Raw genomic sequence first — 13,344 nt, 5'->3', positions numbered from 1 at the left:
CAGGATTATGATAACTTTTCAAGATAAAGTTCCGAAGCAGGAACGTCAAGAATCGTCGCTAGTTTTAAGAGTGTTTGATTATCAGGGGTTTTGGTCCCCGTCTCGTATTTTTCAATCGTCTGCCTTCCCACTCTTGCCTTTAAGGCAAGCTCCTCAAGCGTCATGCCCCTCTGCTGGCGGATTGATTTGATATTAGCACCGACTGCAGACATCTTCTTTCACCTCTCCTTTATCGTTATTACTTAATTTTACCATAAAAATCCTGGGGAATATCCCCATTAAATGAATATTTGGTTAACTGCACTTAGTTTTGCAGGCAAACTTTTTTTAAGTTTTTTTGTAACTATAAGGTTTATATGATATAATTTTATATTGCGTATAAATGGGATAAAAATAAATTACAAATAGGAGTGTTCTCATGTCAGAAAAAATCGAAACAGGCAGTGTTTTAACAGGAAAGGTTACTGGAATACAGCCTTACGGAGCATTTGTTGCATTGGACGAAAATACACAAGGGCTGGTTCATATCTCCGAAATCACCCATGGGTATGTAAAGGATATTAACGAGCACCTTAAGGTTGGCGACGAAATTAAGGTCAAAGTCCTGTCTGTAGACGAAAATGCAGGCAAAATCGGCCTCTCCATCCGTGCAACGGAAGAAGCGCCTGAGCAGGCAAGCAAGTCCAAAAGGCCTCGCAAGCGTCCAGCAGCCATCATCAGCCAGGATGAAGATTCCCAAGGGTTCAACACATTGAAAGACAAGCTTCAGGAATGGATCTCACAGTCAAAAATGTAATCATTCCAGATTTTTACCACAGTACATGAGTGCTGTGGTATTTTTCTGTCTATGAAAACAAAAGGCTTCCGCTTGATTGCTGATTCGGACAGGATGGTCGGTGAACCCCGGGTTGGAGTCCGAAAGAAGCGCTGATTCGGACAAGGGTGGCCGGTGAAACCCAGGTTGGAGTCCGAAAGAAGCTGTGATTCGGACAGGATGGCCGGTGAAACCCGGGGTCGAGTCCGAAAGAAGCCCCGATTCGGACAGGATGGTCGGTGAACCCCGGGGTTGGAGTCCGAAAGAAGCGCTGATTCGGACAAGATGGCCGGTGAAACCCGGGTTGGAGTCCGAACATACCCATGACCAAGCCTGACCAACGCATCGCACAACCGTACACAACAAAAAATCCGCCACTCGGCGGATTTTTGTTTTACATTATGATCTTGAAGGCTCGGATTGGGTTTGTCGTTCTTCCCTTTCACTTGGAGCGAACAGCAATCCAAGGTTAACCAGCCCTGCAAGGCCGACCAGGCCGTATACAATCCTTGAAAGGGCTGAATCTTGTCCGCCAAAGAGAGAGGCAACAAGATCGAATTGAAAGAAGCCGATCAATCCCCAGTTAATGGCGCCAATAATGGTAAGAACTAATGCAATTCGTTGCAGAGTGCTCAAGTGGGATTCCTCCTTTTAAAATGGGTCAGGTTTAGGTTGAACCATTTTCCACGAAATATGCATGCACTTCCATTATTTTTTATCAGAAGGGTTTCTGTTTTTTTGCCATACTAAATTTTTGCAATGAACTGGCACTTGAAACATAATAGGAAATGAAGGATGGTGACTAATATGGAGAATTTTGTATTCGCAAATCCAACCAAGCTTATTTTTGGAAAAGGCCAGCTTGACCAGCTTAAAAAAGAAGTACCCAACTATGGGAAAAAGGTTCTGCTGGTTTACGGAGGAGGCAGCATCAAACGCAGCGGGCTGTACGAGGAGGTACTCGGGCAGCTTGAGGAAATACAGGCCACCGTATTCGAACTGCCGGGTGTAGAGCCTAACCCTCGCTTGTCGACTGTCCATAAAGGTGTGCAAATCTGCAAGGAAGAAGGAATTGACTTCCTGCTTGCGGTCGGCGGCGGAAGTGTGATTGATTGTACAAAGCTGATTGCAGCAGGCGCAAAATATGATGGCGATGCCTGGGATATCGTAACCAGGAAGGCAGCGGCCAATGAAGCCTTGCCGTTTGGCACGGTGCTGACTCTTGCAGCGACGGGTTCGGAAATGAACGCGGGTTCGGTGATTACCAACTGGGAAACGAAAGAGAAGCATGGCTGGGGAAGTCCGGTGACTTTTCCGAAGTTCTCAATCCTTGACCCGGTAAACACGTTCACAGTGCCTAGGGACCAGACAGTGTACGGCATTGTCGACATGATGTCCCATGTGTTTGAGCATTACTTCCACCAGGCTGAAAATACGGATTTTCAGGACCGTATGTGCGAAGGGCTGCTGCTAACGGTGATGGAGACGGCTCCAAAGCTGCTGGAGGACCTCGAAAATTACGAATACCGTGCAACCATTCTTTACTGCGGTACTATGGCTCTGAACGGGATGCTGTCAATGGGCTACCGGGGAGATTGGGCTACGCACAATATCGAACACGCCGTTTCGGCTGTTTATGATATTCCGCATGGCGGTGGACTGGCCATCCTGTTCCCGAACTGGATGAAACACAATCTCCAAGTCAAGCCTGAACGGTTTAAGAAATTGGCAGTCCGTGTCTTTGGTGTGAATCCTGAAGGAAAGACGGATGAAGAAGCCGGTTTGGAAGGAATCGAAAAACTCCGGGATTTCTGGAATAGCATCGGTGCTCCTTCACGTCTGGCAGATTATGATATTGATGAAAGCCAGCTTGACGTCATGGCAGATAAGGCGATGGTGAATGGCCAATTCGGCAACTTCACCAAGCTGAATCGGGAAGATGTCCTGGAAATATACAAAATGTCGCTATAATCCATAGGCGGGCCAGCAGTGTTATCCTGACTGGCCCTTTTTCGACAAGAAATATAGAATTTTGACGAAAAGATTTCACATGTGAACACGGTTACAAAGTTGGATGATTCTTGATTCTTGTCCCGCCATTGGTTAAAGTGATAGAAGAAAACAATACAATGGAGGATCAGCCATGACACATATTCGTTTTGATTATTCAAAAGCCCTTAGCTTTTTTGGCGAACATGAAGTTACATACTTGAGGGATTTTGTGAAAGTAGCCCATCATTCCCTGCATGAAAAGACAGGAGCGGGCAGCGACTACCTCGGCTGGATTGATTTGCCGACTGATTATGATAAAGAGGAGTTTTCCCGTATCCAGAAAGCGGCCGCCAAAATCAAGAGCGATTCAGAAGTGCTGGTTGTCATCGGCATCGGCGGTTCCTATTTGGGAGCGCGCGCGGCAATTGAATTTTTGCAGCATAGCTTTTATAACTCTCTTCCGAACGAAAAGAGACAGACTCCGCAAATTCTGTTTGCCGGAAATAATATCAGCTCCACGTATATGAGAGACCTGATGGACATGCTTGAAGGGAAGGATTTCTCCATCAATGTCATCTCCAAATCAGGAACAACGACAGAGCCTGCGCTGGCATTCCGTATTTTCCGCAAACTGCTGATTGAAAAATACGGTGCAGAAGAAGCGAAGAAGCGAATTTATGCAACCACCGATAAAGCAAGAGGTGCGCTTAAGACACTTGCCGATGAAGAGGGCTATGAGTCCTTTGTGATTCCTGATGATGTAGGCGGGCGCTATTCCGTCCTGACTGCTGTTGGTTTGCTGCCAATCGCTGTCAGCGGAGCCGATATCGAATCAATGATGAAAGGTGCAGCGCAAGCTCAGGAAGACTTCGGGAAATCCGAACTCGAAGAGAACGCGGCCTACCAGTACGCAGCTGTGCGGAATGTCCTTTATAACAAGGGCAAAACAATTGAGATGCTGATCAACTATGAGCCGTCGCTTCAGTATTTTTCAGAATGGTGGAAACAGCTGTTTGGCGAAAGCGAAGGAAAAGACCAAAAAGGTGTTTATCCTTCTTCCGCCAACTTCTCAACCGACCTGCATTCCCTGGGACAATATGTCCAGGAAGGGCGCAGGGATTTGTTTGAAACAATCATCAAGGTTGATGAGCCGCGCCACGAACTGACCATCGAAGCAGAGGACAATGACCTGGACGGCCTCAACTATCTTGCCGGCGAAACTGTTGACTTTGTCAACAACAAGGCGTTTGAAGGAACATTGCTTGCCCATACCGATGGCGGCGTGCCAAACCTGGTGGTGAACATTCCTCAGCTCGATGAATATACTTTCGGCTACCTTGTTTATTTCTTCGAGAAGGCTTGCGCAATGAGCGGCTACCTGCTTGGGGTCAACCCATTCGACCAGCCTGGCGTTGAAGCTTATAAGGTCAATATGTTTGCACTTCTAGGGAAGCCTGGGTTTGAAGAGAAAAAAGCTGAGCTTGAGAAGCGACTGAAATAGGAAAAGCGTAAGCGCCTTGCTCAGCCCCGACCAGCATAAGACGATCCAGAATAGAAGGCGTTCTTTGCCTTCAATTCTGGAGTGGCTTATGACTCGAGGGGCTAGGCGCTGGAGCTAGACAGTTATCTAAGTACACCAATTCATTCTTGGATTTTTTACAAAAGAGTGCCAGTGAAAAAAGCTGGCACTCTTTTTTGCTTGATGAAATTTTCCCTTTTGGCAAAGACTATTGAAAAAGAAAGGGAGAATGTAAATGATTGAACTATCATCTCAGCTTGAAGGAAAACGATTTGACCTATACCAGCTGGAGCAGACATTAAAACCAATGGGATACTCCATTGGCGGAAATTGGGATTATGACCAAGGCTCATTTGATTATAAAATGGCGGACGAACCGGGCTATCAATTCCTGCGGCTGCCTTTTACAGCAGTCGAAGGACAGCTGGATGCCAAAAACTGCGTTGTGCAGTTCAGCCGCCCTTTCCTGCTTGGACACGTTTATCAGGAAGGCCTGGATGACCATGCGCATGTAGACAACTCCAATGCATCCTTCAACCAGTTTTCCGAGCCTGTAGAAAAAGATGGGGACGTTCCGGACCGTTTTGTGAAATTTGGCCAAACCCTTTTGAAGGATGCAGAAAACGCCTTACTTTGAGCCAAGAAGTTTTTGCTTGTTTGTAATCACAAGAAGCTGGTCCTCCTTTTCAACTTTCATGCCATTGGCGGGATTGACATAAAGGTCATTCCCTTTTTTTATTCCCAGGAGAAGAATCCCTTCCGATAATAAAAACAGGTGGGCCTGCTTGAAATCTTTTCCGAGCGTTCCCGGACTTCCCGGCTGGTATTCAAGCTTTTGTGCGGCCAGCTCATCGAGAAGATCGGAAAGAGGAGTCACCATTCCGGTTGAATGGATGCTGTCAAGAAAAATCGCGCTCGTCAGGGTGTTGGTTTTAATGATTTCATCGGCCCCTGCCCGTTTCGCATTATTCAACTGTTCATTGGTCAGGATTTCAACAATGCACCCTACATCAGGATTAAGCCCTTTCACTGCCAGCAGGGTCAGGATGCTGTTCATGTCAGCCTGAAGTTCAACAAGATTCTGGTCGGCCGTTATGATGACCTTTGCGGCAGCAGTAATATTTGCCTGCAGGAGAACCTCATCCTGAAGGGCCTTCCCTTTAATAAAATGCACATGGTGGAAAGGCATGGGATTGCTGTTAAGAGTTTCATCAATGAGGAGGATATGCTGATTGGATTTGGATAAAGAACCGATAATCGCTTTCGAACGCTCATTCCAGCCGATCACCACCAAATGCCCATTCCCTTTGTAGTCGGACCCGCCCTTAATATATTCTTCCTGCTTCGTGACAGCAGCAGTGGAAAGGGTAATAAAATAAGTTGAAATAAAACCTGCCCCGATAAACAGGAGGACAATTCCGGCCAGCCTGCCGGCCATTGTCAAAGGAACATAGTCTCCGTATCCCACTGTTGAAGCGGTAATTATTGCCCACCAGACCCCATCGAAGACAGTCGGGAAATTTTCCGGCTCCAGCAAATGGATGAACAGTCCAAACAAGCAGATTAACAGGGAAGTAATGAGGAGAATCCTCAAGAGCAGCGGCAGCCTGATGAACCGGATATAAAGATGCTGTGGCAAGTGAACCATCCCCTTTTCTCTTTATTGCCCAGTATCGCCAGTAAACAGAAAATGGAAACGGGAAGATTCCTCCAGCTTGGGCCAATGTCCAAACACGCCTTTGGTCTTTAGCATAGTGTGAAGCAAGGAGGGATGAAAATGTTTTACACTGCGCTGCTATTCTTCGCGTGTATTCTGGCAGGATTTTCCCTGCTGAAATTAACCGCAACAGGTGTTGCCCTGCTTGGCGCCGGCCTGGTCTCTTTCTTTGAAGTTGTCGCTGTCCTTGTCATCATTATTTTCGTGTTTGCCTTGCTGTATATAGGATTCAAAGCCTTGTTCAGCAAAAGCTGGAGATAAAGGCTATAAAACGAAGAGGCTGTCATCAGTCTCTTTTTTTAATTTCATAAAAAAGAAGGATTTGGTAAATATCTAACTGTATACAAATTTTGATTCTGCATGGAATGGGGGTGGGGCAGCCATGTTTAATTTTCTCAATAAAATGGCGCGGAGCAAGAAGAAAATAAAGCCTGTGGAATCAAGGGATACCCTTGGAGAACAAAACAGTTGGAAAAAGCAAAACGTCTCGCGGCTCATTGATGAAAATATCGACTTGATGAAAAAAATCTATCGCATTCCCGATAACAGGGATGTGAAGTTCAGGGAAATTAAACTGGGAGGAAAAGGAAGGAAAGCCGCTGTCTTTTTTATCAGTTCCATCACGGACGTCAGAACAATCGAGGACAGTGCATTGCGTCCGCTGCTGCTCAATACGGATCCTGATGCAAGGATTGAAGAAATTGTCTATACACAGAATGTAACGACCGTCACCCAAATAAAAGAAGCCGTCGAGAATGTCAACAGCGGCAACGCTCTGATTTTTCTCGAGGGAGAACCTGCTGCCTACGCGTTTGAATGTGCGAACTTCCAGGGGCGGGCAGTGGAATCAGCTGAGACGGAGGTCCTGGTAAAAGGTCCCAAGGAAGCCTTTACTGAAAAGGCAATTGTGAATTTGTCCCTTGTCCGGAAGCGGATAAAAAATGAAGCCTTGGTCGCTGAGGCTGTAACAATTGGGGAGCGCTCAAAAAACGATGTGTTTGTTGTCTATATACGAAACTTGGTTAACATCCAGCTTCTGGAAAATATAAAGGAGCGGCTGAACAGCCTCAATGTCGATGCAATTCAGAACCTGCCTCTACTGGAGCAATATATTGAAGAACGGAAATTCTCGCTGTTTCCCAGTGTGCTGCTGTCTGAAAGGCCGGACCGGGCAGCCTCTTTTATCGAGGATGGACATATCGTCCTGATGATGGATAATTCACCGGACAGCCTTATCCTTCCGGCAACTTTCTGGTCGTTTTTCCATACTCCAGAAGATCATTATCTGAGGTTTATCTTTGGGAACTTTATTAGAGTGCTGCGGATGATTGCCATGTTCATCACCGTTTTTATCTCGGCTATCTACATTGCGGTCACCACCTATCATGCCGAGATGATCCCGGCTGACCTTCTTTTGGCTGTTGCAGGAACAAGGGAGAAGGTACCGTTCCCGGTCCTTATTGAGATTTTGCTCATGGAGATTGCCTTCGAACTGATCCGTGAAGCCGGATTGAGGGTGCCGAGCCCCATGGGTCCCACGATTGGAATTGTAGGTGCCCTTATTCTGGGACAAGCGGCTGTAGAAGCAAACATTATCAGCCCCATCGTGATTATTGTGGTTGCCCTCAGCGGCCTTAGTTCTTTTACAATCAGCGACATCAGCCTGAATTTTGCTCTAAGGATCATCAGGTTCCTGTTTATTTTTTCTGCCGGGCTGTTCGGTATTTATGGAATGACAACTTTATTTACTATAGGAATGTTTTATTTTGTATCCTTAAAGTCGTTTGGGGTGCCATTTCTTGCCCCTATGTCTCCGCATTATGTCTCTTCGAAGGATACGATATACCGGAGGATATTGACACAGGAAGTCCTGCGGCCGGGATACTTAAAACCAGCCGATATCAATAAAAAAGGTAATGGAGCAGTGAAATGAATCAAACTAAAGGGAAGATTGGTATTAGGGAATATGTCGCAATCATTGGATTGACAATAGGCAGCAAGCTTTCGGATGATACGCCCAGCATATTGTACAGCACAGCTAAAAACTCTGCCTGGATATCAGTCTTGCTTATGAGCCTTTTTTCCATCATCCCCATTTTGCTGCTGCTAAAAGTGATGTCGTCTTATAAGGGGAAAAATCTCCACGAGGTCAACCTTCATCTTTTTGGCCAAGTCCTCGGCAACTTTTTCTCGTTTGTCCTGCTTGCTGTGGGGTTCGCTTTTGTAGTTGTCGACTCCGAGAGATATGTGGACATCATTGGGAGTATGTATTTTTCCAGAACCCCGCTGGTTGCAATTTACATTGTCTTGTTTGTTGTCTGTGCCTATGGGGCGAAAAGAGGGATAGAGCATATTGGCAGCACGGCATGGCTCGCCTATTTTTACATTAAGGCCACCCTCCTTGTAGCTTTGGTGATCACATTCTCCCAGGGAATCCCTGAGCTGATTTTTCCGCTTTGGGGGCCAGGGATCGGGGAAGTTGTCAAAACGGCTGGAAGCAATATGTCCATTTTTGCCGATATCTTTTTCCTTGCCCTGATCGCTCCTCTCGTCGGCACTTTCAAGGAATACAGGCGCGGGACGCTGATTGGCTTCGGCATAGGGGCAGTTGAAATCACAGTCTCGCTTGTCTTGTTTGTCATGCTTTTTGACTTTACATCCATTGAAGTGCTGAAATATCCGTTTCATGAAACAATCCGCTATATTTCGATAGGGTTTTTAACGAATGTGGAAAGTATCTTTCTTCCATTTTGGCTGGTTGCGGCATTCATCCGTTTTTCCGTTTATCTTTATTTGGTGGTAGTCCTGTTCGGCGGGGTTTTTAAAATCAAAAACTTTGAATACCTTGTTCCGCTGATGGCTGTTCTGATTGTTGCCCTTGGGAATGCTTCGACCATTTCCGAGTACCGGATTCCGCAATTAAGAGAGCTGCTTTTGACATGGCTGAGCCCTGTATTCTTTCTATCACCCTGCTTCATGTGGATGGCTGCCAAACTAAGGGGGGACTTCAGGAATGGGACATCAGCTAAAGATCATTAATATCGTCATCATGATTGCAGCGTTATCCATTTTGCCAGGCTGCTGGGACCAGACAGGTCTTGATAAAAAGGTGTTTGTGATTGGCCTTGGCATGGACAAATCCGAGGAGAGCGGGAAAATAGAGATTACTTATCTAATCTCGAATGCGGAAACAGGCACAACGCAGGCGGCTGGAGCGATCCAGGAGACAGGCATACAGACCATTACCATCCGGGCCTCGGACTTGATATCGATCAGGAATACAGCCAATGCCGTCATAGCACGGGAAATCTCCTATGATTTGCTCCAGGTTATTGTCGTTTCGGAGGAGCTTGCCAGGGAGAAGGACTTCATCCGTTTTATTTATAATGCCAGCAAAGACCGTGAAATCAAACGAAATGCCTTTTTAATGGTCAGCAAGGAAAAGGCCGCGGATTTTCTTGCCAATAACAAGCCGACCATGCTGACGCGGCCTCACAAATTTTATGAAAACATGATGAGACGCGGGATTGAGACGGGACTAATTCCAGACTCCCAGCTTCACCACTTTTTCCGGATTACGGAAGAAGACGCCAATTTATTTCTTGGCATGTATGTAACGACTGAAATTAAAATGGATAAAGAAAAGTTCCGCGTGAATGAAAATGATGCTCTTGCGGGCGAAATGAAATTTGAGGGAAAAACAAATAATGCCGAATTCCTCGGTGCTGCCGTGTTTCTCGAAGGCCAGATGATTGGAACCTTCTCGGGTGTGGAAAATCGGATTGTCATGCTGATTAATAAGGCCTTTGAAACCACCGATATTCTCAGTGTCTACCCGGATCCATTCATGGAAGGGTATCAAATGGCGATTAGACTAAAAAAGCTTAAAGACAGCGATGTTCACCTGGACTTGAGTAAACAATCGCCAAAAATACGTGTCACTCTCCCGCTGGTGGCCGAGGTGATGAGCGATCCGGGCATGAAAAATCCAGCGGAAAGCAAGGAGAAAATAGATAAAATCCGCCGCTACCTTGAAAATGAAATCGCAGACCAGGTAAATGGGGTAGTGAAAAAGACGCAGGAAGAATACAAGGCAGAGCCTTTTGGCTGGTCCCTCTATGCCAGGAAGGAATTTCGGACTCTGAAGGAATATATGGCGTTCGACTGGATGAAAACATATCCGCGCATGGATGTTGAAGTCGATGTTGAGCTGCGTTTTGGGGAGTTCGGCAGGCAGCCCAAAATACCAACATACGAAGGGATAAGGGATTAAGATGGATACGGCTCTAAACTTGTTCATCTGGGTTTGTGTACCCCTGGTCTTTCTGTACACCTCGGGATTCGCATGGTCATTATGGAAACAGAAAAATAAGGGGGGAGCAGTAATTGTATTTATTTTAGCCTGCATTGCCCTTGTGCTTCCATACTTCACGTATATGCGTTATTGAGATTTTACAAATTCGTTTAGTTCCCCAGTAACAAAGGAGTAGGATTACGATGTTCTGAAAAGAGGTAAGAATATTAGTGAAACAGCTGTTTTTCTGCCTCAAAGGATAGAGAAGATCATAGGAGGAAACGCCCATGAAAAAGCAGTATGCCGTAATTGGCATGGGCCGGTTTGGCTCAAGTGTAGCCGCTACACTTTATAATGCAGGGAATGAGGTCCTTGCTATCGATAGAAATGAGGAACACATTGAAGATTATAAAAACAGCGTGACGTACGCGGTGATTGGCGACTCGACAGATGAAGCAACGATGAAAGAAGTGGGTATCCGCAATTTTGACACCGTCATTGTGGCCATTGGTGATGACATTCAATCGAGCATTCTGACTGTGCTGCTCCTGAAAGAATTGGGCGTAAACAATGTGGTTGCCAAGGCCCTGAATAAGCATCACGGCCAGGTACTGTCTAAGATTGGAGCGGACAAGGTGATTTTTCCCGAGAAGGATATGGGGGAAAGGCTCGCCCACCAGCTGATGGCTTCGCCCAATGTTCTCAACTTTATTGAGTTTGCCGATGATTACAGCATAGAGGAAATCAAGGTGCCGAAAAGCATGGAAGGAAAGACCCTCAAGGACCTGGATTTGCGCGCTGACCATAATGTCATTGTCGTGGCAATTAAAGAAAAGGATAAAATAAATATCGCGCCCGGGCCTGAAGAAACGCTTAATACAGACGATGTGCTTTTCGTGGTTGGGGAAAATACCGATTTGGAGAAATTCTCCAGTATAAACTGAAAGCTGCCGAACAGGTCGGCAGTTTTTTAGTGGAATTGGTTTTGAAAGAAGAATTGGACGAGGTTTTATACTTAAACATGAGCCTTCCTTATTCGATTTGTGTCAATCATACATCGAAAATGAGCTATTTTGCTAATAACCCTGTGGATTTTTTAGGGCTGGTGTACCTTAAGGGGTATTAAATAATGCGAGTACTAGTATTAAATATCATTTAATATTGATAAGGGTAAATATAATGCTGGTTGGTCGGGATATAATGCTGGTAAGCGTAAGGATAATGCGAGTACTAGGTTTATAGCAGCCAATTTAATGCTAGTACTAAATAGGCCAGCTCTCGTCGTTAAAACCTAGTACTAGCAAAAAATTGGTGCCTGACCCCCACTGCATTAAAGCAATAACGAACTAAATGGTGCCTGACCCCCACTGCATTAAAGCGATAACGAACTAAATGGTGCCTGCCCCCTCAATGTTAACGATGTGGGGGCAGGCACTTTGGTTTTGAAATTTGTTCTTTAATCCTGTTTTACAGGCGTGGTTTCTGTTGGCAATGAACTGTTCGTGTATTCTCTAGACGGCCAGTCAATCGGGTTCCTGACAGCACTTTTCCCTGAGAAATTCTCGATCAGTTCCTTGACATCGATGCCGGAGGAAGCTTTCAGGCTCTCCTGGAGGCCGGCCATCAGGTTGGTTGCGTATCCCGTCACCTTATTGGCGCCGCCGTTTACTCCGCTGCCGCCGGTATCGACGACAGTGATTTTCTCAATGTTCCCCAATGGTGCCGCAATCTGCTTGGCGTATTCAGGAAGCATTTTTAGAATCATGTCGAGTGTCGCAGCCTGGCCGAACATTTCGAACGCTTCGGCAATTTTCTCCTTGGCCTGGGCTTCTGCAAGTCCCTTCAGGCGGATAATTTCCGCTTCCGATTCTCCTTGCGCTTTTTGTGCTTCCGCTTTTGCCAAACCGTCCATCCGCACTCTTTCTGCTTCGGCGCTGGCCATTGCTTCAATCCGGTATTTATTAGCATCCGCTTCTGCCATTTCCCGCATTTTCTGGGCAGATGCCGACTGTTCGACAGCGTAGCGGTCCGCATCCGCCTTTTTCTTGACCTCGGAGTCATATTGGCGCTCGCGGCGCAGGATTTCCTTCTCTTCCAGTTCAATCTGCTTTTGGCGCTCGATGATTTTGACCTGCATTTCCTGCTCTGTCACTTCCTGCTTGGAACGGGCTGTCTCAAGGTCATAGGCCTGGTCTGCCCGGGCCTTGGCGATATCCTGTTCGCGGCGGTATTCGGCAATCTTGAGCTGGTTTACCTTTTCAGCTTCCGCAATTTCCGTTGCCCGCTCGTACTCGGCCTTTTTTGCATCTTTATCGGCTTCGGCCCTTTTTATGCGGGTTTCCTTGTCCGCTTCTGCCGTCGCGATATCCGCATCCCGTTTGACCTGCGCAATCCGCGGTTTTCCGAGGGAGTCAAGATAGCCGTTTTTATCGCGCACTTCCTTTATGGTAAAGGAAACGATGACAAGTCCCATCTTGGCGAGATCCTGGGAGGCAACACGCTGCACCTCCTGCGAGAACTTATCGCGGTTCTTATAAATCTCCTCAACGGTCATGGAACCAAGAATCGAGCGGAGATGGCCTTCGAGCACTTCTTTTGCTTCATTTTCACGGTCTGCCTTTGTTTTGCCGAGGAACTGCTCGGCCGCCGTCGCAATTTCGCTGATGGAGCCGCCAATTTTGATGATGGCTGTTCCATCGGCCATGACGGGAACCCCCTGCTCGGTATATACTTCCGGAGTGGTCACTTCCAGCTTGCTCGATAGCAGGCTCAACGGGCGGGATTGCTGGAACACAGGGAAGATGAATGCGCCGCCGCCCCTGATGATTTTAATTTTATTCCCGGCTTCGTCTACATGGACGTTCTTGCTGCCAAGGAAGCTCCCCGTCACAATTAATGCTTCATCAGGCCCTGCTGTTTTGTACTTTGTGATAAAAACGGCAATCAATGCGAGAATCAGGAAAAGGACAAAAGCTCCTACAATCCAGACTAGTTCCATTCAACATTCC

The 13,344-nt window shown here is 46.5% G+C and carries 13 protein-coding genes; 9 read left to right on the top strand and 4 right to left on the bottom strand.

Features of this window, described 5'->3' with window-relative positions; all coding sequences use genetic code 11:
* Positions 1-5: 5 nt before the first annotated feature.
* Positions 6-212, bottom strand: a complete 207-nt coding sequence (locus ADU22_RS00650) for a helix-turn-helix domain-containing protein (protein ID WP_053360423.1) — start codon at positions 210-212, stop codon at positions 6-8.
* A 206-nt stretch (positions 213-418) separates the two neighbouring features.
* On the opposite strand from ADU22_RS00650, the gene yugI reads away from it, so the two are divergent.
* The gene (gene yugI / locus ADU22_RS00645) at positions 419-796 is read left to right on the top strand and encodes a S1 domain-containing post-transcriptional regulator GSP13 (protein ID WP_053360422.1); all 378 of its coding nucleotides are present in this window, start codon (positions 419-421) and stop codon (positions 794-796) included.
* Between the two features lie 417 nt (positions 797-1,213).
* Here the strand turns inward: yugI and ADU22_RS00640 are convergent, their stop codons facing one another.
* The gene (locus ADU22_RS00640) at positions 1,214-1,450 is read right to left on the bottom strand and encodes a DUF378 domain-containing protein (RefSeq protein WP_046522337.1); all 237 of its coding nucleotides are present in this window, start codon (positions 1,448-1,450) and stop codon (positions 1,214-1,216) included.
* 171 nt (positions 1,451-1,621) lie between these two features.
* Here ADU22_RS00640 and ADU22_RS00635 point away from each other — a divergent pair, with 171 nt between their 5' ends.
* From ADU22_RS00635 to ADU22_RS00625, 3 genes are all read left to right on the top strand, one after another.
* Positions 1,622-2,785, top strand: coding sequence for an iron-containing alcohol dehydrogenase (locus ADU22_RS00635; RefSeq protein WP_053360421.1), 1,164 nt, complete (start codon positions 1,622-1,624; stop codon positions 2,783-2,785).
* A gap of 172 nt (positions 2,786-2,957) precedes the next feature.
* Positions 2,958-4,307 (top strand): glucose-6-phosphate isomerase, encoded by a 1,350-nt coding sequence (locus tag ADU22_RS00630; RefSeq protein ID WP_053360420.1) that lies wholly within the window; start codon positions 2,958-2,960, stop codon positions 4,305-4,307.
* Positions 4,308-4,560: 253 nt separating this feature from the next.
* Positions 4,561-4,962, top strand: a complete 402-nt coding sequence (locus ADU22_RS00625; RefSeq protein ID WP_053360419.1) for a YugN-like family protein — start codon at positions 4,561-4,563, stop codon at positions 4,960-4,962.
* On the opposite strand, the gene ADU22_RS00620 is transcribed toward ADU22_RS00625, so the two are convergent.
* The gene (locus tag ADU22_RS00620) at positions 4,954-5,964 is read right to left on the bottom strand and encodes a potassium channel family protein (RefSeq protein ID WP_053360418.1); all 1,011 of its coding nucleotides are present in this window, start codon (positions 5,962-5,964) and stop codon (positions 4,954-4,956) included. The two genes, ADU22_RS00625 and ADU22_RS00620, sit on opposite strands and share 9 nt — an antisense overlap.
* A gap of 138 nt (positions 5,965-6,102) precedes the next feature.
* Between ADU22_RS00620 and ADU22_RS00615 the strand changes: the two genes are divergently transcribed.
* The 5 genes from ADU22_RS00615 to ADU22_RS00595 all read left to right on the top strand — a co-directional run bounded on the left by ADU22_RS00615 (position 6,103) and on the right by ADU22_RS00595 (position 11,280).
* Positions 6,103-6,303, top strand: a complete 201-nt coding sequence (locus ADU22_RS00615; protein ID WP_053360417.1) for a hypothetical protein — start codon at positions 6,103-6,105, stop codon at positions 6,301-6,303.
* A gap of 121 nt (positions 6,304-6,424) precedes the next feature.
* Positions 6,425-7,975 carry a spore germination protein gene (locus ADU22_RS00610; protein ID WP_082252749.1) on the top strand — a complete coding sequence of 517 codons (1,551 nt, stop codon included), beginning with the start codon at positions 6,425-6,427 and terminating at the stop codon, positions 7,973-7,975.
* Complete coding sequence (locus tag ADU22_RS00605) at positions 7,972-9,081, top strand: GerAB/ArcD/ProY family transporter (protein WP_053360416.1); 1,110 nt, start codon at positions 7,972-7,974, stop codon at positions 9,079-9,081. The genes ADU22_RS00610 and ADU22_RS00605 overlap by 4 nt, the downstream gene beginning before the upstream one ends.
* A complete protein-coding gene (locus ADU22_RS00600; RefSeq protein ID WP_053360415.1) occupies positions 9,056-10,315 on the top strand; it encodes a Ger(x)C family spore germination protein in 1,260 nt (419 codons plus the stop codon). Before ADU22_RS00605 ends, ADU22_RS00600 begins: the two co-directional genes overlap by 26 nt.
* Positions 10,316-10,623: 308 nt before the next feature.
* Positions 10,624-11,280: a potassium channel family protein gene (locus ADU22_RS00595; RefSeq protein WP_053360414.1), complete on the top strand. Its 657-nt coding sequence runs from the start codon at positions 10,624-10,626 to the stop codon at positions 11,278-11,280.
* 512 nt (positions 11,281-11,792) lie between these two features.
* On the opposite strand, the gene floT is transcribed toward ADU22_RS00595, so the two are convergent.
* Positions 11,793-13,334 carry a flotillin lipid rafts scaffold protein FloT gene (gene floT / locus ADU22_RS00590; protein ID WP_053360413.1) on the bottom strand — a complete coding sequence of 514 codons (1,542 nt, stop codon included), beginning with the start codon at positions 13,332-13,334 and terminating at the stop codon, positions 11,793-11,795.
* Positions 13,335-13,344: the final 10 nt, after the last annotated feature.

The sequence above is a fragment of the Bacillus sp. FJAT-27251 genome, assembly GCF_001273925.1.
Classification (GTDB): domain Bacteria; phylum Bacillota; class Bacilli; order Bacillales; family Cytobacillaceae; genus Mesobacillus_B.
Note: the sequence above shows the minus strand (reverse complement) of the source record. Positions and strands in the feature narration are given on the sequence as shown.